15 protein-coding genes and 1 pseudogene are annotated in these 20561 nt (G+C 38.2%); 1 reads left to right on the top strand and 15 read right to left on the bottom strand.

What is annotated here, in order from left to right:
• Window positions 1-87: 87 nt before the first annotated feature.
• The 12 genes from HMPREF2542_RS07500 to HMPREF2542_RS07555 all read right to left on the bottom strand — a co-directional run bounded on the left by HMPREF2542_RS07500 (window position 88) and on the right by HMPREF2542_RS07555 (window position 16469).
• The gene (locus HMPREF2542_RS07500) at window positions 88-870 is read right to left on the bottom strand and encodes a nucleotidyltransferase domain-containing protein (protein WP_049476670.1); all 783 of its coding nucleotides are present in this window, start codon (window positions 868-870) and stop codon (window positions 88-90) included.
• Between the two features lie 145 nt (window positions 871-1015).
• The gene (gene pheT, locus HMPREF2542_RS07505) at window positions 1016-3421 is read right to left on the bottom strand and encodes a phenylalanine--tRNA ligase subunit beta (RefSeq protein ID WP_058670337.1); all 2406 of its coding nucleotides are present in this window, start codon (window positions 3419-3421) and stop codon (window positions 1016-1018) included.
• 136 nt (window positions 3422-3557) lie between these two features.
• Window positions 3558-4085, bottom strand: a complete 528-nt coding sequence (locus HMPREF2542_RS07510; protein WP_058670336.1) for a GNAT family N-acetyltransferase — start codon at window positions 4083-4085, stop codon at window positions 3558-3560.
• A 4-nt stretch (window positions 4086-4089) separates the two neighbouring features.
• Complete coding sequence (gene pheS, locus HMPREF2542_RS07515) at window positions 4090-5136, bottom strand: phenylalanine--tRNA ligase subunit alpha (protein WP_058670335.1); 1047 nt, start codon at window positions 5134-5136, stop codon at window positions 4090-4092.
• A gap of 305 nt (window positions 5137-5441) precedes the next feature.
• Window positions 5442-7307, bottom strand: a complete 1866-nt coding sequence (locus tag HMPREF2542_RS07520; protein ID WP_058670334.1) for an ABC-F family ATP-binding cassette domain-containing protein — start codon at window positions 7305-7307, stop codon at window positions 5442-5444.
• Entirely contained in the window at window positions 7304-8503 is a 1200-nt protein-coding gene (locus tag HMPREF2542_RS07525) for a CCA tRNA nucleotidyltransferase (protein WP_058670333.1), read from the bottom strand. The genes HMPREF2542_RS07520 and HMPREF2542_RS07525 overlap by 4 nt, the downstream gene beginning before the upstream one ends.
• Window positions 8504-8783: 280 nt before the next feature.
• The gene (locus HMPREF2542_RS07530; RefSeq protein WP_048800074.1) at window positions 8784-9632 is read right to left on the bottom strand and encodes a DegV family protein; all 849 of its coding nucleotides are present in this window, start codon (window positions 9630-9632) and stop codon (window positions 8784-8786) included.
• A gap of 3 nt (window positions 9633-9635) precedes the next feature.
• On the bottom strand, window positions 9636-10010 hold the full coding sequence (locus HMPREF2542_RS07535) for a DUF1149 family protein (RefSeq protein ID WP_006267440.1): 375 nt from the start codon (window positions 10008-10010) through the stop codon (window positions 9636-9638).
• Between the two features lie 161 nt (window positions 10011-10171).
• Window positions 10172-12121 carry a PTS fructose transporter subunit IIABC gene (locus HMPREF2542_RS07540; protein ID WP_058670332.1) on the bottom strand — a complete coding sequence of 650 codons (1950 nt, stop codon included), beginning with the start codon at window positions 12119-12121 and terminating at the stop codon, window positions 10172-10174.
• Window positions 12118-13029, bottom strand: a complete 912-nt coding sequence (gene pfkB / locus HMPREF2542_RS07545) for a 1-phosphofructokinase (RefSeq protein WP_058670331.1) — start codon at window positions 13027-13029, stop codon at window positions 12118-12120. Before pfkB ends, HMPREF2542_RS07540 begins: the two co-directional genes overlap by 4 nt.
• Complete coding sequence (locus HMPREF2542_RS07550) at window positions 13026-13769, bottom strand: DeoR/GlpR family DNA-binding transcription regulator (RefSeq protein WP_037566155.1); 744 nt, start codon at window positions 13767-13769, stop codon at window positions 13026-13028. The genes pfkB and HMPREF2542_RS07550 overlap by 4 nt, the downstream gene beginning before the upstream one ends.
• Window positions 13770-13925: 156 nt before the next feature.
• Window positions 13926-16469, bottom strand: a complete 2544-nt coding sequence (locus tag HMPREF2542_RS07555) for a M1 family metallopeptidase (protein ID WP_058670330.1) — start codon at window positions 16467-16469, stop codon at window positions 13926-13928.
• Window positions 16470-16600: 131 nt separating this feature from the next.
• Between HMPREF2542_RS07555 and HMPREF2542_RS07560 the strand changes: the two genes are divergently transcribed.
• Entirely contained in the window at window positions 16601-17569 is a 969-nt protein-coding gene (locus HMPREF2542_RS07560) for an NAD(P)/FAD-dependent oxidoreductase (protein WP_058670329.1), read from the top strand.
• A gap of 54 nt (window positions 17570-17623) precedes the next feature.
• Here the strand turns inward: HMPREF2542_RS07560 and HMPREF2542_RS07565 are convergent, their stop codons facing one another.
• The 3 genes and pseudogenes from HMPREF2542_RS07565 to HMPREF2542_RS10190 all read right to left on the bottom strand — a co-directional run.
• Window positions 17624-19315 (bottom strand): phospho-sugar mutase, encoded by a 1692-nt coding sequence (locus HMPREF2542_RS07565; protein ID WP_058670328.1) that lies wholly within the window; start codon window positions 19313-19315, stop codon window positions 17624-17626.
• Window positions 19316-19723: 408 nt separating this feature from the next.
• Window positions 19724-20398 carry a DnaD domain-containing protein gene (locus tag HMPREF2542_RS07570; protein ID WP_006270564.1) on the bottom strand — a complete coding sequence of 225 codons (675 nt, stop codon included), beginning with the start codon at window positions 20396-20398 and terminating at the stop codon, window positions 19724-19726.
• Between the two features lie 8 nt (window positions 20399-20406).
• Window positions 20407-20541, bottom strand: a pseudogene (locus HMPREF2542_RS10190) (homoserine O-succinyltransferase); the annotation flags it as partial.
• Between the last annotated feature and the right edge of the window lie 20 nt (window positions 20542-20561).

A 20561-nucleotide genomic window follows, 5' to 3' on the forward strand; every position in this document is an offset into this window, starting at 1 on the left:
AGGAGCTTTTTATAATGATTTCAAGAAAAATCTACTAAATACAAAAAACGGCTTAAACCGTTTTTTTATACTCAATTCCAGCCGATTTTATGATAAAATTCTCTCTAAATTTACAATTATTTCTCTTAATTGTTTTTCAAGAATTTCAGGACTAGCAGTGATGCTCATTAATAAGGCATTTAAAGATTTCTCAAATTGATTGGGAAGAAGGCTTGCATGAGCTTTTGCATACGACATCATTCTCTTTTCGCCGGGGTGGGTCAATTCATTAACTGCAAAAATAATGTCAAAATAGGATTCTAAAAAAGCTGTAACACGGTGATTAACGCTAACAAAGTCTTTTCGTTTTGCTGCTTTTAAAATCTGCGTATCGTAGGACGGCAAATGTCCGGTTAACAAACTAAGATTTCGTGAAATGATATTGTCTTTTAATTTCGGAGGAAAAGGAACGTTAAACCGTTCTTGCAATTTACCTAATTCTCCATCCGCATCATACAGAATCTTGCAAGTTTTTAAATTGTGCCAAAAGCAGGTAGTGTAGCCATTCCCGGCTTGGTATTTTTCTATAACATTTTCAAGATCTGTTGCAAAATGACAGATATTCCTGTAAAGAATATCAATATCAACACCATTATTTAAGGTACAATCATCTTCCAATTCCCAAAACTGATTGCTCATTTCCATGTAAGAACAATATTTAGTTAAAATCGACTCTCGGCTATTTTCATCTGGAATGCTTGTGCAATAAATATATAAATCATAGTCCGAAGTCTCATCATAAGTTTCTCCACTACGAGAACCTCCTAAAGCAATAGCTGTCACTTCTGGCAAGTCAGAAAATGCTTTCCAAAGTTTCGCAAAAACTGTCATTATTTTCTCCTATGTCAACTTATTTATAAAAAACTTTGCCCCTATTATACACCATATTTTTTGAAGAAGAAAGATTTACAAGATAAAAATAGGGGTGAGACTAAGAACTAAAATTTTTAGTTCTGTCTCACTCCTAGTTCTAGTATTACCGCACTTCTGCACCAATCGTTTCTTCAAGAGACTTTTGGATTTTTTCCATATAACGAGCTACTTCCTCATCTTCCAGAGTATCCTCTGGATTTTGGAAAGTTAAGGTGTAAGCCATTGATTTCATGCCGAGTCCCAGTTTTTCACCTGAGAAGACGTCAAATAATTTGATATCTGTCAAACGCTTCACACGAGCAGCTTCAATAGCTGCAACCACCTCTTTGTGGCTGATTTCTGCTTTCAGAAGCAGTGCTATATCACGTGTTACAGCTGGGAATTTAGTAATTTCTACAAATGGTTTTGCTGGTTGAATCGCTTTTTCAATAGCTGTTAAGTTGATTTCTGCTACATACGTTTCTGGGATATTATAATCCTTAGCAGTTACTGGATGAACTTGACCAACAAAGCCAATAACTTGTCCGTCCAGCAAAATGGCTGCTGTACGTCCCGGATGCATGCTGGCTAATGCTTGCGTCACTGTGTATTCTACTTTCAGTCCAAGGCGGTCAAACAGTGCTTCCAGAACTCCTTTTGCATAAAAGAAATCAACTGGTACAGCAGAAGTTTGAAAATCTTTTTCAGCTACCAAACCTGTCAAAGCAAAGGCAAAGCTATTGATTTCAGTTGGCAATTCTGCTGTTGGATTTCCAGCTTGCTCGAAGACTTTTCCGATTTCGTACAGTGCTAAATCTTTATTTTTCCGTGCAATATTATAAGCAACAGTATCCAAAATACCAGCTACCATATTTTGCCGAAGAACACTGCGTTCTACTGTCATCGGCCACATCAATTCTGTCAAGTTACTTGGCTTCATACTAAATTGCATAGCTTTTTCAGGAGTGGTTAGGGCGTAGCTGATGACTTCCGTCAGACCAGCACCTTCTGCAACAGTACGAACTTTGCGACGAAGTTTTTGGGTTTCTGTTAATTCGCCAGCAGTTCCATCATCTTTAGGCAATGTTGCCGGCAATCTATCATAACCATAAATACGTGCAATTTCTTCATAAAGGTCAGCTTCAATATGAATATCCCAACGACGAGGTGGTACACTCACTGTGAATTTCTCTGCATTACCAGTAAGACCAAAATCAAGACGGCGAAAAACATCTTCAATATCAGTATAAGTCAATTCTGTTCCAAGCACACGATTGACATCTGCCAATGTTGAAGCAACTTCAACATCCGATGTGTCCACTTGACCTGCTGAAACGATACCAGCTTGTACATTTGCTCCTGTAAGATCTGCAATCATGCTAGCTGCCGCATCGAGGGCTTCTGTTACTGTTGCTAGGTTAATTCCTTTTTCAAAACGAGAGGATGATTCTGAGCGAAGATTGAGACGCCCACTCGTCTGACGAATGGAAGTTCCATCAAAAACTGCTGCCTCAAGCACTACACGCCTTGATTTAGGGGAGATTTCCGTTTCACTTCCACCCATAATACCAGCCAATGCTACAGGCTTATCTGCTACGGTAATAACAAGATCACTCGTTTCTAAATCACGCTCTTCATCATCAAGAGTTACTAACTTTTCACCTGCACGTGCTTCACGTACGACAATTTGATTATCTTCGAAAGTATCTAAATCAAAGGCATGCATTGGTTGACCAAAATATAGCAACATATAATTTGTCACATCTACTACATTATTGATTGGGCGAATTCCCTCATTCATAAGTAGATTTTGAAGCCACTGCGGACTTGGAGTAATGGTAACATTCTCTAAAATACGCACTGCATAAAAAGGCGCCTTTTCTGTTTCAATGGCAACAGATAGTTGTTCTGCTGCTTGCCTATCTGTCTCTAGTAACGGAAAATCTTGAAAATGAACTGATTTGTCATAAATCGCTGCCACCTCATATGCTACCCCACGCATTGAAAGAGCATCCGCACGGTTCGGCGTAATAGAAAGCTCAATAATTTCATCATCCAAGTCAAGATAAGGAAAAACGGAATCTCCTGGTACAGCTTCTTCTGGCAAAATTTGAATCCCTTCAGAAAATTCTTTTGGGACAATCGAGTCAGAGATACCTAATTCTCCAAGAGAACAAATCATTCCAAGAGATTCTAAACCGCGGATTTTTCCTTTTTTAATCTTGTAATTATCCGCAATACGAGCTCCGGGAAGAGCTACCATAACCTTGATTCCTGCTCGTACATTTGGAGCGCCACAAACGATTTGTCGAAGTGCTTCTTCTCCCACGTTCACTTGACATACATGCAAGTGCGTCTCAGGCACCTCTTCACAGCTGACCACTTCACCAACGACAATGTTTGACAATCCCTCAGCAGGTGAACTAACCCCTTCTACTTCTATTCCTGTTGTTGACATTTTTTCAGCTAATTCTTCACTTAGCACATCTACATCAACTAGTTCTTTTAACCATTTATAACTTACTAGCATAATTCATCTATATGAGTACATCAAAATCTTTGAGAATTTTTTGCTTTTTCTCAAAAATTTCACCTCATATTTATTTCCTTTCTTTTAATTCGCAGAGCTATTGAGAACACGAAAACAGTGCTCAACGCTTTCTCAATTATTTTAATTTTTTCCGTATGAGCCAATCAATGTCAACCGTTTCACCTGTCACATATTTATGCTCACTAAAACGCTCAAAACCATATTTAAAGTAAAAGTTTTGGGCCTTAAAATTCTTTTCCCAAACGCCTAGCCACACCCATGAACATTTTCGTTTCATGGCTTCCTGCAGGGCAAATTCAAACATTTCCTTGCCAAAACCTTGTCCTTGATACGGTTTCAAAACATAGATACGATGCACCTCAAAAGCATTCCTCATTGAATAGTCTGACTCTACTGGTTCAGTCTGTTCCTGCCCCCAGTTAAATTTGAGAAAACCAACAATCTTCTCTGTTTCATCTAACGCAAAATAGGTCTCTGACTCTACCAGTGCCAAATCCTTCTGAATCCGCTCAAGTGAGAGCTTATGCGCAAAATAATCTTGCATGTCTTCTGCCTTGATGTAAGGGCCAAAAGTTTCTAGATAAGTCTGCACTTCTAGTGCTCTTAGAACTTCAACCTGTTCTTCTTTTACTTTTATTAACATACATTTATTTAAATTGTTCTGAGAACCGAACATCTCCTTGATAAAATCCGCGAATATCATTGATTCCGTAGCGCAACATAGCCACACGTTCTTGCCCAAGGCCAAAGGCAAAACCAGAATAAACATCCGGATCAATGCCACTCATTTCAAGAACACGAGGGTGCACCATTCCGGCTCCCATAATTTCAATCCAGCCAGTCTTTTTGCAAACATTGCACCCTTGACCACCGCATTTGAAGCAGGAAACATCCACCTCAACAGAAGGCTCTGTGAATGGGAAGTAAGATGGACGCAGACGGATCTGACGCTCTTCACCAAACATTTTTTGCACAATGAGCTCCAATGTTCCTTGAAGATCTGCCATAGAAATATTTTTTCCGACAACTAAACCTTCAATTTGATGAAATTGATGAGAATGCGTTGCATCATCCGTATCCCGTCGGAACACACGCCCTGGCGAAATCATCTTCAAAGGTCCTTTAGAAAAATCATGTGCATCCATCGCTCGAGCTTGAACCGGACTAGTGTGAGTCCGTAGTAAAATTTCTTCTGTAATATAGAAAGTATCCTGCATATCACGCGCTGGGTGGTCTTTTGGTAAATTCATCCGCTCAAAGTTGTAATAGTCTGTTTCGACTTCAAAACCATCTACAACTTGATAACCCATCCCAATAAAAATATCTTCAATTTCTTCACTTGTCTGGCTAAGAACATGACGATTCCCAGCAAGAATTTTCCGCCCCGGAAGTGTTACATCTATTGACTCCCTAGCCAGCTGATTGGCAACTTTTTGCTCTTCCAATAGTTTTGCAGATTCTTCAAAAGCAGCGGTCAATACATCCCGTGCTTCATTGACATGTTTCCCGATAATCGGACGCATATCAGCAGAGACATCTTTCATACCTTTTAAAATTTCTGTTAAAGAGCCTTTCTTTCCAAGGACAGAAACACGCAGATTCTGCATTTCTTTTTCATTTTCAGTTGAAATTTTTTTCAGCGACGCCAGAGTTTCTTCTCTAAGCTTATTTAATTGTTCTTCAATGGTTGACATAATTCCTCCAAATATAAAAAACCGCTTGTCAGACTCCATAAGCGGAGCGTTGACACGCGGTACCATCCGTTTTCATCTGGTTTTCCAGACCTTAATTCTAAATCCCTTTGCAAGTGAATTTACCTAGTTTTCATCTAAAGAACTCTCAGTCTCTGGTTCTTCTCCCTGTCAAACTTCCCCTAAGCTACTAGTCTTGCGGATTCTTATTTAATTAATTGGTATTATACCAAATTTTATAGGATTTGTAAATAGACCTTGTTTAAAAATGTAAAGATGCTCGTGATACATATATGTAGCTGTTAACTCTATACTAATGTACTCAAGTATTCATAGCGTTCATATTTTTCCAAAAGGAAATCATTTTTGGCATCCAGTTCTTTTTGGAGTTCAGCGAGTTGACCGAAGTCCGAAGCATATTCCAGCATTTTCCGCTCAATAGTTGCAATTTCCTCTTCAAGTTTCTCTATATCACCCTCAATAGACTCCCACTCCTGCTTTTCAAAATAGCTCATGCGCTTCTTCTCTTCACGCACCTTCACTGTCTTTTCCTTTCCAGTCTTTTTGGAAATGGCAGAACTCTCAGCCAGAAAAGCTTTTTCATCTAAATAATCCGTGTAATTCCCGAAGTACTCTCTGATAGTTCCCACTTCAAAAGCTAAAATCTTATCTGCTACTTTATCAAGGAAATAGCGATCATGGCTGACTGTAATGACTGGTCCAGCAAAACCTTGCAGAAAATTCTCCAATACCGTCAGAGTTGCAATGTCCAAATCATTGGTTGGCTCATCAAGAAGCAAGACATTAGGTTTTTCCAAGAGAAGTTTCAGTAGATAAAGACGCTTTTTCTCTCCACCAGAAAGCTGTTCAATCAAAGTACCATGAGTAGAGCGTGGGAAGAGGAATTGCTCCAATAGTTCCGCAATTGATGTTGTTCCATTGCCTATTTTAACCTCCTCAGCCACTTCTTGCAAGAAATTGATAACACGTTTAGACCCATCTAATCCTTCAATTTGCTGTGAAAAATAAGCCACACGAACTGTCTCACCAATCATAAGTTGACCAGATTGAGGTGCTAATTTCCCAGCAATCAGATTGAGCAAAGTAGATTTTCCAACACCGTTATCACCCACAATTCCAAGCCGATCCTTATTTTGAATCAATAAGTTAAAATGAGAAAGAATCTTCTTGTCACCATAAGCAAAGTCAACATCTTTAAATTCAATCACTTTCTTACCAATACGACTGGTTTCGAAATTCATTTCCAAACTACTGTCAGTTGCCTGACCCGCTAAATCTTTCTTAAGGTCATGGAAACGATTGATTCGTGCTTGCTGCTTGGTTGCTCTGGCCTGTGGCTGACGGCGCATCCAGGACAATTCTTGCTTATACAGTTGCTGCTTTTTATGTAAAAGAGCAGCATCACGCTCATCCTGTTCGGCTTTCAAACGAACATAATCCTGATAATTTCCTTGATATTCAACTAAACTACCACTGTCTAACTCAAAAATTCGAGTTGAAACAGAATCTAAAAAATAACGATCATGGGTAATAAAAAGAACTGTCTTTTTGGAATTCTTCAAAAAATTCGTCAGCCATTCAATGCTATCAATATCCAAATGGTTGGTTGGTTCATCAAGGAGCAATAAGTCATCATCTCCTAACAGAACTTGTGCTAATTGAACTCGACGTCGCAAACCTCCTGACAAATCGCCAACCTTAGCAGATAAGTCGTTCAACCCCAGCTTAGACAAAACTGTCTTAACTTGACTTTCGATTTCCCAGACCTGAAGAGCATCCATTTCAGCCATCACTTTCTCTAAACGAGACTGATTATTTTCATCATAGTTAGATAGTAGTAGCTCATACTCACGAATGAGCTGCATTTCTCGTAAATTACTAGACAAAACTGTATCTAGCACCGTTTTATTGTCATCAAAGTGCGGTTCTTGAGTTAAGTAACCGATTTTATAGTCTGAATGAGCAGAAAAGGGATTGACATCCCCGTCAAATCCAGATTTTCCAGACAGAACGTTCAAAAGAGTTGTTTTTCCAGTTCCATTAACCCCAATCAAGCCAATGCGATCCAAACCATGAATAATAAAGGAAATATTTTTAAAAACAGTCTTATCTCCTACCGTTTTAGTCAACTTTTCAACAATAAAGTCACTCATCTTCTCTCCTCTACAAAAGCTAAAATAGCTTCAAGGCAGTTGTCCAAGACGCCATTCACAATAGCCATCTCAATCTCAGTCAAGAGCTGTCCTAAAGCAGGTCCAGGCTTAAAACCAAACTTTTTGATTAACAGGCCACCATTGACGACAATCTCATGTTTATCATGAATCGTTAGTGAATTATAAGTAAGATAAATCTTTTCAAAATCAACAGCTAATCCCTGTGCTTGACGAATTTCTTCTGCTTGTATCATCAGGTCCAATTCAAAACGATAGCATTCTTCCTTATTCAGAAAATGCGTTTGGCGAATAGTATAAATCATAACAATTTGCTCTACACGCTTTTGAAATTCATTTGAAGTTTTCCAATGCTTTAGGAATTTTTTAACATTTTTTACTTGAAGAACCATTAGAAGAGCAGCCCAGGCTTGCTCTGAACTCGTAAATTTAAAATCTGCTTCAACATCAAACATCGTTTCCAATTGTGATTGGCTGCTGCGCATGTCAGGTAAATAATCCGTTGCACCACTGGCAATCAGACTTTTCAATCCTTTACGCCAATAAAACGCTGTCAGTAATTTATCAAATTCAATAAAAGTCCGCTCTACAGAAATTTTTTCTAATAGCGGAGCACACATTTTCATGGCATTGAATGTGTCTTTGTCTAACGCAAAACCCAGAGTAGCCTGAAAACGAAATCCTCGCATGATACGCAAGGCATCTTCGGTGAAACGCTCCGAAGGTGTTCCTACAGCACGTAAAATCTGATGTTTTAGATCATTCAATCCTTCAAATAAATCAATCACATTCCCTGTTTCATCCAAAGCCAAAGCATTGATCGTAAAATCGCGCCGCTTTAAATCTTCTTTTAGAGAACGAACAAAGGTAACATGACTAGGTCTACGATAATCTACATAAATATCCTCGGTCCGAAAAGTCGTCACTTCGTATTCATGATTGTCCTCTAATACTAAAACTGTCCCGTGCTCAATCCCAACATCAATCGTTCGTTCAAAAATACGTTTGGTTTCTTCTGGATAACTGGAACTCGCGATATCCACATCATGAATCGGTCGATTCAATAAAGCATCGCGGACTGACCCACCGACAAAATACGCCTCAAAACCGGCATTCTTGATCTTCTTTAATACTGGTAAAGCCTCCTGAAATTCAGAAGGCAGATTTTCTAATCTCATAATAAATATTCCAATCGTCATATTTTTCTAATCATGATGTGGCTCATTTGAAAATTATTTACTACTTAAACTTAATTGAACACACTATCAGGAAAATCTATCCCTTAGCAAAATTAGGAGCAAGCATATCTCCTAGCCATCTTGCCTGTGAAGGTTCGATGAACTTTGTAATTTCATCCCAATCACTCTAACCACAGAAGCAAAGCCATGCTCTTAATACACTCTATCACCAACTTATAGGCATTTCCCATAAAGCCTTTTAGGATAGGCGAATTGCACCTTAGACAATCGGGATATAAGCAAGAGCAATACTTCCTGCTCCCAAATGAGTTCCAATCACACTGCCAAATGTTGCAATGGGAATTTCTCCAGTAACTCGTTCTTCTACTAATAATTTATGTAGAAGTTCTGCTTTTTCCCGTGCATTTCCATGAATAATCATCACCTGGTAATTTCCTTGTGCAGTCTGTTCTTTGACAATCTCAACCAGACGTTTCGTAGCTTTTTTCTCGGTACGAATTTTTTCATAAACCTCAATGACTCCCTCGTCATTAAAGTAAAGAATTGGTTTGATACTGAGCAAGTTTCCAAGAATTGCAGCACCGTTAGACAAACGACCACCCTTCACCAAGTGATTTAAGTCATCTACCATGATGAAAGCACCAATTCCCTTAATTTGAACTTCAAGATTGTTTAAAATTTGTTCAAACAATAATCCCTGTTTAGTCCAGTTCAAAATATGCTCCACCATCATTCCAAGTGGCGCACTTGTGATTTTTGAATCCGGAAAAGCAATTTCTAAACTTGGAAATTCATCTTTCAAATACTGGATATTTTGATAAAAACCAGAAATTCCACTCGATAAAAACAAACCAATGACATGAGTATAACCTTGTCCTTCTACTAAAGAAAGGATATTTACTAAGCTAGCAATACTCGGTTGGCTCGTCTTTGGCAATTCACTAGAAGCTGCCATTTTTTGATAAAATTCACTAGCAGAAAGATTTTTTCCTTCAATATACTCAACCCCGTCTATACTAACGGGAATATCTAGGACAAATAAATGCTCATTTTCGGCTACTTTATTATTTAAATATGCTGACGAATCAGTAATTACAGCTAATTTCATGCATTAAAACTCCAAATTGATGCCTGGTAAATCTAAGGCGATTTCTGTTACTTCATAGGTCAAACGATTTAATACAGCCAAACTTGGCTGAGCTAATTGCTCCACCTCATCCTGCTCAAACTCACTCGGTTCGTTCACAATTCGCCCAAGAATATGATTGACTTGCGAGATTGTTCCACTAATGACAAAAGAATCAAAGACAATCATAAAGCTCACAATTACAACAATAGAGGTCACTTGCCCTTCCTGATCTTGATTTAACAATTGAAAATTGACGTCCACTTTTGTTTCTGGAGTTCCATTTTCTTTTTCCCATTCTAAATTACGAGCATCATAGTGATATTGACTAACAAATTCTTTTTCACGTTGTAATTCCATTTCGTTTCTCCTCAAAATATGCGTTAGTAAAATTATATCATATTTTCCAGCACCTGACTATTTTAATCAGTATGAAAATCATCTTCTGCCAATGTTTCTTTTAGGATTAAAAAGGAGTCAGAGAATTTTTTCTCCAACTCCTAGAATGATGAAACTCATCATTATTTATTCAATGGTTTACGAAGTGCTCCGAATAGCACACCACTTACAATTGCGCCAATCAAGATAAAGATGATATAGAGAAGAGCATTTGAAGTAAGTGCAATAACAAAGATACCTCCGTGCGGTGCGATTAGTTTAATACCAGCCATGCCGACAAGGGCACCTGCTAAGGCAGAGCCAACCATAAAGCTTGGAATAGCGCGAGCAGGGTCAGCAGCACCAAATGGAATGGCACCTTCAGTGATGAATGATAGCCCCATAACAATGTTTGTCAAACCTGAATTACGTTCTTCTTCGGTGAATTTGTCTTTGAATAAAAGCGTTGCAACAAAGACTGCTAGAGGAGGAACCATACCACCAGCCATAACTGCTGCCATCACAACTGAACCACCTGTTGAAACAGTTGCTGCAAGAGTTCCTGTACCAAAGATATAGGCCGCCTTATTGAAAGGACCACCCATATCAATAGCCATCATACCACCTACAACGAGTCCAAGAAGGACAGCTGAACTACCAGATAAACCTTCTAGGAAACTATTCAATCCAGTATTGATAGCTGCCATTGGAATATTCACCAATAACATCAAGAAGCCAGTTAGCAAGATTCCCAACAGCGGGTAAAGTAGAATGGACTTGATGCCCTCTAGTGATTTTGGAAGACCACTCAAGGCTTTTTTAAGAAAGTTTACAACGTAACCTGCAAGGAAACCACCCACTAGGGCTCCAAGGAAACCAGAAGGGACGCCAGCAAGAGCAAGGGTTGCTTTCCCGCCTGCTGCAAATGGAATTTTTCCAAAAGCAAGACCTGCCGAAGCCATGCTACCTGCTACAAACCCTGGTGCCAAACCTGGCTTTTCAGCAATAGAATAAGCGATATAACCAGCAAGAACAGGAAGCATAAAGCCAAAAGCCAAACCACCAATATTCTTAAACATAGCTGCAAGCTCATGGTAAGTTCCAAGATTTGCCAATTGATCTTTTGGAACTCCCATCGCTTGGTCAATCAAGAAGGCAATAGCAATCATAATACCACCACCAATAACAAATGGAAGCATTTGGCTAACACCACTCATTAAGTGTTTGTAGAAACCGCCTGCTGCATTCGCTGAAGAGGACGCAGCTGCTTTATTGGCTGCATGATATACTTCTGCTTTTCCTGACAATGCCAAGTTAATCAATTCTTCTGTTTTACGAATACCATCAGCAACCGGACGATTAATCAGTGGTTTCCCATCAAATCGATCCATTTCTACAGCTTTATCAGCTGCAATAATAACTGCTTTTGCTTTTTGAATATCTTCTGCTGTCAGTTTGTTTCCGATACCACTAGCACCATTGGTTTCGACTTTGATACCAACTCCCATTTCGGCGGCTACCTTTTGAAGCGCTTCTTGAGCCATATAAGTATGTGCAATACCTGTTGTACATGCTGTAACTGCAACAAGAAAATCACCATCTTTGCTTGCCGTTTCTACCGTTGCAGACTCTGCTGCTTTATCAGACGCTTGGTCAAATAACGCAATCACTTCGTCTGGTGAAGTCACTTGACGAAGTTTATCTGCAAATCCATCTTTCATCAGGTATTGGGACAATTCTGCAAGTGCAGCCAAGTGGGTATCATTCGCTCCTTCTGGTGCAGCAATCATGAAGAACAAATCTGTCGGTTGCCCGTCTAAACTTTCATAATCCACACCTTTGTTTGATTTTGCAAAAAGAACGGTTGCTTCTTTGACTGCGGCATTTTTGCTGTGTGGCATGGCAATTCCGTCCCCTAAGCCTGTTGACGTTAAAGCTTCACGAGCCAAGATTCCTTCTTTGAATGTTTCAAAATCTGTCACATAACCACTGTCAACTAAACGATGAATCATTTCATCAATAGCAGCTGTTTTTCCAGTCGCTTGTAAATCAAGCAACATTACATCTTTTCTCAGTAATTCCTGAATCTTCATATTTTTTCTACCTCTACTTTTTCATACGTTTTGTTAATGAAATCGGCTGTCGCCAAATCATCAGAGAAGGTTGTTGCAGTCCCGCAAGCTACTCCCCACTTAAAAGCTTCAACAGGATTTCCTGAACGAACAAATTCACCAGTAAAGCCTGCAACCATGGAGTCACCAGCCCCAACAGAATTTTTTACGATTCCTTTGATTGGCTTTGCAAAATATGCTCCGTCCTTTGTTACCAAAAGTGCTCCATCACCTGCCATAGAAATAATGACATGTTGGGCTCCCTTGACTAGAATTTCACGAGCATATTTTTCAATCTCATCCAGCTTTTCCAGCTTCACTCCAAAAATATCACCAAGTTCATGATTATTCGGCTTAACCAACAATGGCTGAAATTCCAGTGAATCAATAAGGGTTTGTCCTTCAAAGTCACAAACAACCTGTGCACCAGTTTGTCTCGTTAAACGAATCAACTCTTTATAGACGATATTCCCCAGATTTTTGTTGCTTGATCCTGCAAACACCACTGTATCTTGCTCTGACAGTCCTGAAAGGATTTCTTTCAATTCTGCTAATTGCTCTGATGTGACGATCGGACCCGTTCCATTGATTTCTGTTTCAGCATCTGCTTTAATTTTCACATTGATGCGCGTATCCTCTAACACTTGAACAAAATTAGTCGCAATCGCTTCATTTTCCAAGGTATCAGTAATAAATTTTCCAGTAAAACCACCTATAAAGCCAGTCGCTGTGTTATCAATTCCCAAACGTTTGAGCACACGACTGACATTGATACCTTTGCCACCAGCAAATTTATCATCGCTCTCCATACGATTCACGCTTCCAACATTGACCTTATCCAAACGGACAATATAGTCTATAGAAGGGTTAAGCGTAACAGTATAAATCATACTTCAATAACCTCCGTTTTTTCTTTTATCTTTTCCAATTGCTCATTGGCACATGCACTCGTAATAATGCTAGCACGTTTGATAGGGGCGACTTTCACGAAAGAGGAATGACCGATTTTTGAAGCATCAGCTAAGATGTAGGTCTGCTTGGCGTTTTCAAGAATCGCTCGTTTGACTGCTCCTTCTTCCATATCAGGTGTTGTATAGAAATTTTCATCAATTCCATTCATACCAATAAAGGCTTTGTTGAAATTCAACTGGCCGATTTGATTCAAAGCAACCCCCCCGATACTAGCGTCTGTTGAGCTTTTAACCACCCCTCCGATAATAACTGTTGGAATGTTTTTCTCAACTAATTTTGTCGCATGGTGAATAGAATTGGTCACAACCGTCATATGTTTATTTGAAAGTTCATTCACTAACAATTCATTTGTCGTTCCAGCATCAATAAAAATAACATCTTGTTCTTGAATCAATTCCGCTGCTTTTTGAGCAATTCGTAATTTATCTTGAACGTTTTTGATAGATTTTTCTTGATTGCTTTCTTCCTCTTGAAGGAAATGAATATTTTCTGCACCACCGTGAATTCGGCGCAGTTTTCTTTCACTCTCCAATTCATCTAAATCTCTACGAACTGTCGATTCAGACGTATCTAATAGACGAACTAAAGTATCTAGTGAAACAACTTGATGACGATTAATTTCCTCTAAAATTACCTGTTTTCGCTCTGATTTTAAGATAATCCCACCCCTTCCTGCAATCGTTTACAGATTTATTATACACCAATTTATTTCAAAGTCAAGCATTTTCTTTCAAAAACTATCATTTTTAATAAAATATCGAAATACAATAAGAAAAGGCTGAAATTCGCATTCAACCTTTTCTTTTCTATACTGTTATACTGTCGCTTTGATTGCTGCTTCAACAGCTGCTTTTTCTTTGTCAATCAAATCAATACGAGCGGAAATTTCTTTGATTCCCATACTAATGTTACGGCTAATTGCCAAATCAGATAATTGTGGTTCAAAGAAGGCTTTGTATTCTGCTAAACGTTCATGCGTCTTGAAAGCACTTGCTGGATAAATGACAAATTTATCAAAACTCATATCTCCACCAAGAGCGGCCTTAATCCAATCCCAATTGTCACGCGCCCAAGTCCAGACAGTTCCTTGTGTGAAATCATGTTGTAAGAAAGTAAAATACCAGCTCATTGCTAAATCCTGCGGTTTTACAATATCTTTATTTTTCCATTCTTCTAAAAGATGAGTGAGTGTTGTTTCGTTCTTCGTATAAGAAAGAGCCGAAGCCAATTGACGTTGGAAGTTGCCGTCAACCGTTGTAATGTATTTTGCTAAATATTTATCGGTCAATTCTTTTGTCTCATGGCGTTTGATTTGGTTAATCAAAATTTGCAAGCGAGTGGCTGCAGGAAGTTTTTCCAAAGTATCGTGATAAGCTTCAAAAATTTGGCTAGCTTTTTGACTCGCTTTTTCATCATCAGCCGCAATCATATTCGCTACAACGATTTGACGAACCAATTCATCTTCATCTGTTTCGCCTGCTTTAGCTTCAAAACCAAGTCGGTCAAAGTTAGCTTGATTCAACTTAACAAGTAATTTCTTAAAAGCAACCTCTGTTTCTGTCCCTTCGTCCACAAAAGTCTTCAAACTATTTAGCACAGCTTTCACAGCAGATACTACAAGATAAGATCTTTCATTGGTCAATTTTTTAACCACTGGAATCAAGTCTGCAAATGAAACGAAACCAGCTTCAGCCAACAAACGACGTTCTTGCACCACTTGCAGCTTACTTGTATTATCTAAGTCTGTAATAGTTGCCAAAATATTGTCTAGCAATTCGCCTTGATAATCAGTAATGTAATGCGCTGTATTTTCTGTATTAAAACGAAGCGCTCCTTCATTTTGAGCTGCAAGAGCTGTATAATTTGGAATTTCAAGCGTTTCTGTTTCTAGAGTATCTGGGATACCAGTCCAATTACTATTCAATGGTACAACCCATAGACGACCTTTTTCTTCTTTTTCACCAATAAAGAATTGTTTTTGAGAAATTTTGAGAGTGTCATTTTCCACAATCGCTGTCAAAACAGGATAGCCTGGTTGTTCTAGCCACGAATCCATAAAGGCTGCTACGTCACGTCCTGAAGCTGCACCAAGAGCATTCCATAAGTCACGACCAATTGTATTACCATATTGATGTTTGGCAAAATAAGCATTCAAGCCTTTTGCAAAAGCTTCATCTCCTAGCCAACGACGAAGCATGTGCATGAGACGACTTCCTTTAGCGTAAACAATCGCAGGATCAAATAAGGTATTGATTTCGTCTGGATGTTTTACTTCCACATGGACAGATTGAACACCGTCAGTCGCATCCCGTTTTAGAGCCAGAGGAACGCCACTTGTTTGGAAATCCTCAAAGATGTTCCAAGTTGGTTCAATGGCATTCACACAGACATATTCCATCATGTTAGCAAAGCTTTCATTGAGCCAAAGATCATCCCACCATTTCATTGTGACCAAGTTACCAAACCATTGGTGCGCCAATTCGTGAGCAATCACAAGAGCTACTTGCTGACGACTAGTAACAGTTGAATTTTCGTCTACTAAGAGGTAAACCTCACGATAAGTGACCAAGCCCCAATTTTCCATAGCACCTGCAGAGAAATCTGGTAAAGCTACATGTAAGGATTGAGGAATTGGATACTTCACCCCATAATATTCTTCATAAAAGTCAATAGAGCGAACTGCAATATCTAGGGCAAACTCTAAGTTTGAAGCAGGGTGGGCTTTAGTAGAGTATACCCCCACCAAAGTGCCATTCTTTGTTTTAGCTGTAACACCTTGCAAATCGCCGGCTGCAAATGCTAAGAGGTAAGAAGACATACGAGGCGTTGTTGCAAATGTCCAGATACCAGTTGCTTTCCGATTTTCTACATCAATTTCCGGCATATTTGAAAGCGCTATTTCTCCTGCTACTTGGTCGAATTTCAAAGAAAGATCAAAAGTTGCTTTTGCTTCTGGCTCATCTACGCTTGGAAAAGCTTCACGCGCAAAATGACTTTCAAACTGAGTAGAAAGCACTTCTTTTTTAACTCCATCAACAGTATAGTAAGAAGGATAAATTCCTGTCATATTATCTGTAATTTTACCTGTATAAGAGAGAGTTACTTCAACAGTTCCTGAATGACCAAGCTCAATATAAACTGCTTCATTTTCATTATCTACAGAGAATGGGCGTGATTGACCAGCTACTTCGACAGATTGAATCACTAAATCTTTCTGATGAAGTGAGATTTTTTCACCTTTTGCTTCTCCGCTAATAGTTACCTTACCTGTAAATGTTTTTTGCTCCCGATTCAAATCTAAAAAAATCGTATAGTGATTTGGAACAAATGTTTCAATAAAATGTGCAACTGCTTGCATGTATTTCTCCTTAATTAATAATATAATCTGTAACTATTGTATCATAATTCATGCCTGCTAACACGTATTCTTTATAGTTTTCCTACATTTTGTGATAAAATAGAAATACGTTATCATTTTAAGGAGAAATCATGTCTGAAATTTTTGATATTACGATCATTGGTGGAGGTCCCGTGGGACTTTTTGCTGCTTTTTATGCACACATGCGTCAAGCAAAGGTGAATGTGATTGATTCACTTCCTCAGCTCGGTGGACAGCCCGCCATTCTCTATCCTGAAAAGAAAATTCTGGATGTTCCTGGTTTTACTGATTTAACTGGTGAAGAACTGACTGAACGTTTAATTGAGCAACTGAAAACGTTTGAAACAAGCATTCACCTTGATGAGACAGTATTAGATATTGAAAAAAATGATGGATTGTTTTCCTTGACGACAAGTAAAGGAAAACACATTTCAAGAGCAATTTTAATTGCCATGGGAGGTGGAGCTTTTAAACCTCGCTCACTTGATTTGGACAATGTAGAACAATTTGAAAACATTCATTATCACGTTTCCAATATCAATCAATACGCTGGACAAAACATTGTGGTTCTAGGAGGTGGTGATTCTGCAGTGGATTGGGCACTTGCTTTTGATAAAATCGCTCCGACACATATCATCCATCGTCGAGACACCTTCCGAGCTTTAGAACATAGTGTGAATGAATTAAAAGCTTCAAATGTAACAATCAAAACACCATTTGTACCAAATAAGCTTATCGGCGAAGGAAACAAACTTACTCATCTTGAAATCACTAAAGTAAAGAGTGATGAAAAGGAGCTTCTTCCGCTGGATCAACTTTTCGTCAATTATGGCTTTAAATCATCTGTTGGGAACTTAAAAAAATGGGGATTGGAGCTTAATCGTCATAAGATTATTGTGAACAGCAAACAAGAAACTTCTGTTGTAGGGATCTATGCTGCTGGAGATTGTTGCAGCTATGATGGTAAAATTGATTTGATTGCAACTGGTCTTGGGGAAGCTCCTACAGCCATCAACAATGCTATGAATTATATCTATCCAGAACAAAAAGTACAACCAAAACATTCGACTAGTCTTTAAAACGCAAAAAAACTTGAGGTTCTCAAAAGAGAACTTCAAGTTTTTTATATGTGCTTATTTTACACTATCCATTTTTTCTCGGCAAGCCTTTTCGATGAGATCGAGTTTTTCAACACTTTCCTTTTCGTCTTTACCAATTGAATAGATGTATAGTTTGATTTTAGGTTCGGTCCCTGACGGTCTGAGTGCATACCATGAACCATCTTTAAAGTAATATTTCAAGCAGTTTTGTTTTGGAAAATCAAGATAGCCATCTTTAAAGTCAATCACTTTTTCAAGTTCCATTGCTCCAATTGTTGTCAACGGATGTTCTCTAAATTCTTCCATCATTCGAGCGATTCTCTCTTGACCTTCTACACCTTCTAACTCAAGAGAAACTTGTCTTTCATTATAGAAACCAAATTCTGCATAAATATCATTTAAAACATCTAACAGAGTCTTACCCTGTTTCTTAAAGTAAGCAGCCATCTCCACGATCATCATAGAAGCACTGACAGCATCTTTATCTCTAACAAATGTTCCATAACAGAAACCGATACTTTCTTCGTAACCGAAAACATACGTTTTTTCTTTAGTACGATCATACTCGTTGGCTTTGCCACAAATATTTTTAAATCCAGTCAGGGTTTCTACTGTTTCAATACCATATTTCTTCGCAATCGCTCTAGATAAATCACCTGTAACAATAGATTTCACCATGACAGGATTTTCAGGTAAATTATTGAGAGCAGAACGTTGTGAGAAAATATAATAAGAAAGCAAAGCACCAATCTTATTTCCATTTAAAAAGACATAATCACCGTTTGCATTTCTTACTTCCAGCGCAACACGATCGCAGTCTGGGTCATTGGCAATCAAAATATCACAATCATTTTCTTTTCCAAGTTTTTCAGAATAGGCAAATGCTTTTGGAAATTCTGGATTGGGATAACCAACTGTTGTAAAATCTGGATCAGGAAATTCTTGTTCCTTCACGACGTAGATATTTTCAAAACCTCTTCTTTTTAAAATTTCTCTAACCGGAATGTTTCCTGTACCATTCAAAGGCGTATAGCCAACTTTGATAGATTTATCAACATCTTCATTGATGGTCAAGTTAAGAACTTCTTTGTAGTAATCTTCTTCGACAGATGCATCAATATAATTTGCAAGACCACTTTCCAAGGCTTCTTCAAAAGGAATAGATTTGATGTCTTCAAAGTTGACAATTTCATCCATGTGACCTGCAATTTGGCCTGCAATGTCATCTAAAATTTGTGACCCTTCTTCCCAATATGCTTTATAGCCATTGTATTCTTGTGGATTATGACTAGCTGTCACCATCACACCAGCCTTACAGTGCAATTTTCTAATCGCATATGAGCACATTGGTGTAGGATGAATGCCATTGTAAATATAAGTTTTGATGCCATGAGCAGCCATGATAGAGCAGGTCAACTCAGCAAATTCTTTTGATTTATATCTAACATCATAGCTGATTGCAACACCTCTTTTAACAGCTTCTTCACCATGATCTTTTAGTGTTTCAGCCAATGCTTGTGCTGCTTTTCCTACCATATATTTATTCATGCGGTTGGTACCAGCACCCAATTTCCCACGAAGACCGGCTGTCCCAAATTCAAGTCCCTTATAAAATCGATCTTCAATTTCAGCTTCATCATCCTTAATAGATAACAAATCAGCTTTTGTTTCTTCATCGAAAAAATCATTGTTTAGCCATTGTTCATAAACTTCTTTATAGTTCATATAACGACTCCTTTTATTATATTATTTCTCACTAATTCCATTCTATACTACCTTTTCATTTTTAGCAATCCTTTTTCTAATTTTTATCTAAAACGCTTGCATTTTTAGTTTTAATGGAAAAATCTAAAATGCTTTTAGAAGGAATAACTAAATATTTTTCTGAAAAATTTAAAAATTTCTCTCGTCCAAATGATTAGGCATTGGCATTTTTATACTCAGTTTTCTATATTCTCCTACTATTTCAATCATTGGCTAGAGACTCAACTTTGGGTAAATCAGCATCAAAAATGAGCTCTATCATCTCTGAAGTAGATTTTATCACTACAGAAATTATAGAGCCTTCATTATCATTTTTTTACTATTACTTATTTCATGCTCAATTTTTCATGAAAAATAAACTTCGACATCTTAATCACGCCACAAATCCATAGCATTCAAAAAATCATCTGAAACGGTGATATTTTGCGGATTGGTTGTTTCACGTTCCTCTCGCTTCGCTTCGACTTGGCTTACTGTTGTAATACCTTCACGACGCCAATTTCGTAAGATGGCTTGGATATACTTCCAATTTGCTTTGCCGTTAAAAACAGCTTCTCGAAGAGCAGCTGTGACGAGTTCTGGGCTGGTCTTATCATCTTGAATTGTTTTTGTTAAATCTTCTATTTCAAATGGTGTCAAGAGACGACCTAATTCTCTTTGGAAAGTCTCAACCAAGTCTTTTAAATTATTTTGAGAAATAGGCTGTACGACCGTTGAGTGACTTTCTACAATTTCATCCAATCGTTCAAGTGCTGGCAGTGCATCAAAAACAGCCTCAATCTCACCATTAAGTACAATCGTTTTGTACTGCAACAACCCTTTTTCTGTCAAATTTGACATAGAACGATTGACCTCTGTGACTGACTTCCCAATACTTTCCGCAATCCGATTAGGAGAAATCTCTTCTAATGACGTTGTATTTTGTAAATAGAAAAACTGCCAAACCAAAAAGTCGTCACTATTATCAAATATCTCATGAAAATGAAAAAGAAGCTCTGTTGGCAATACTAAATTGCCCGTCTTATACGCTGATAAATAAGTCATAACACCTCTTATAAATAAGCAAACAAGAAAGCGACATTAGCTGCATTTTTCCAGTCAAATGGCGTTTCTTGGTAAACAGCATAGTTGATACAATTGTTGAAGAACAGTGCCTCAGCTAGATTCCATCGCAAACATAGAGTTGAAATAATTTTCTGGGATGGGG

It is taken from the genome of Streptococcus sp. HMSC034B05, from assembly GCF_001809055.1.
In the GTDB taxonomy this organism is placed as follows: Bacteria; Bacillota; Bacilli; order Lactobacillales; family Streptococcaceae; genus Streptococcus; species Streptococcus constellatus.

Bases quoted from the DNA above. Each gene is read 5' to 3' on its own strand.
- HMPREF2542_RS07500 (WP_049476670.1), bottom strand. From the start codon at position 870: ATGACAGTTTTTGCGAAACTTTGGAAAGCATTTTCTGACTTGCCAGAA.
- pheT (WP_058670337.1), bottom strand. From the start codon at position 3,421: ATGCTAGTAAGTTATAAATGGTTAAAAGAACTAGTTGATGTAGATGTG.
- HMPREF2542_RS07510 (WP_058670336.1), bottom strand. From the start codon at position 4,085: ATGTTAATAAAAGTAAAAGAAGAACAGGTTGAAGTTCTAAGAGCACTA.
- pheS (WP_058670335.1), bottom strand. From the start codon at position 5,136: ATGTCAACCATTGAAGAACAATTAAATAAGCTTAGAGAAGAAACTCTG.
- HMPREF2542_RS07520 (WP_058670334.1), bottom strand. From the start codon at position 7,307: ATGAGTGACTTTATTGTTGAAAAGTTGACTAAAACGGTAGGAGATAAG.
- HMPREF2542_RS07525 (WP_058670333.1), bottom strand. From the start codon at position 8,503: ATGAGATTAGAAAATCTGCCTTCTGAATTTCAGGAGGCTTTACCAGTA.
- HMPREF2542_RS07530 (WP_048800074.1), bottom strand. From the start codon at position 9,632: ATGAAATTAGCTGTAATTACTGATTCGTCAGCATATTTAAATAATAAA.
- HMPREF2542_RS07535 (WP_006267440.1), bottom strand. From the start codon at position 10,010: ATGGAATTACAACGTGAAAAAGAATTTGTTAGTCAATATCACTATGAT.
- HMPREF2542_RS07540 (WP_058670332.1), bottom strand. From the start codon at position 12,121: ATGAAGATTCAGGAATTACTGAGAAAAGATGTAATGTTGCTTGATTTA.
- pfkB (WP_058670331.1), bottom strand. From the start codon at position 13,029: ATGATTTATACTGTTACGCTTAACCCTTCTATAGACTATATTGTCCGT.
- HMPREF2542_RS07555 (WP_058670330.1), bottom strand. From the start codon at position 16,469: ATGCAAGCAGTTGCACATTTTATTGAAACATTTGTTCCAAATCACTAT.
- HMPREF2542_RS07560 (WP_058670329.1), top strand. From the start codon at position 16,601: ATGTCTGAAATTTTTGATATTACGATCATTGGTGGAGGTCCCGTGGGA.
- HMPREF2542_RS07565 (WP_058670328.1), bottom strand. From the start codon at position 19,315: ATGAACTATAAAGAAGTTTATGAACAATGGCTAAACAATGATTTTTTC.
- HMPREF2542_RS07570 (WP_006270564.1), bottom strand. From the start codon at position 20,398: ATGACTTATTTATCAGCGTATAAGACGGGCAATTTAGTATTGCCAACA.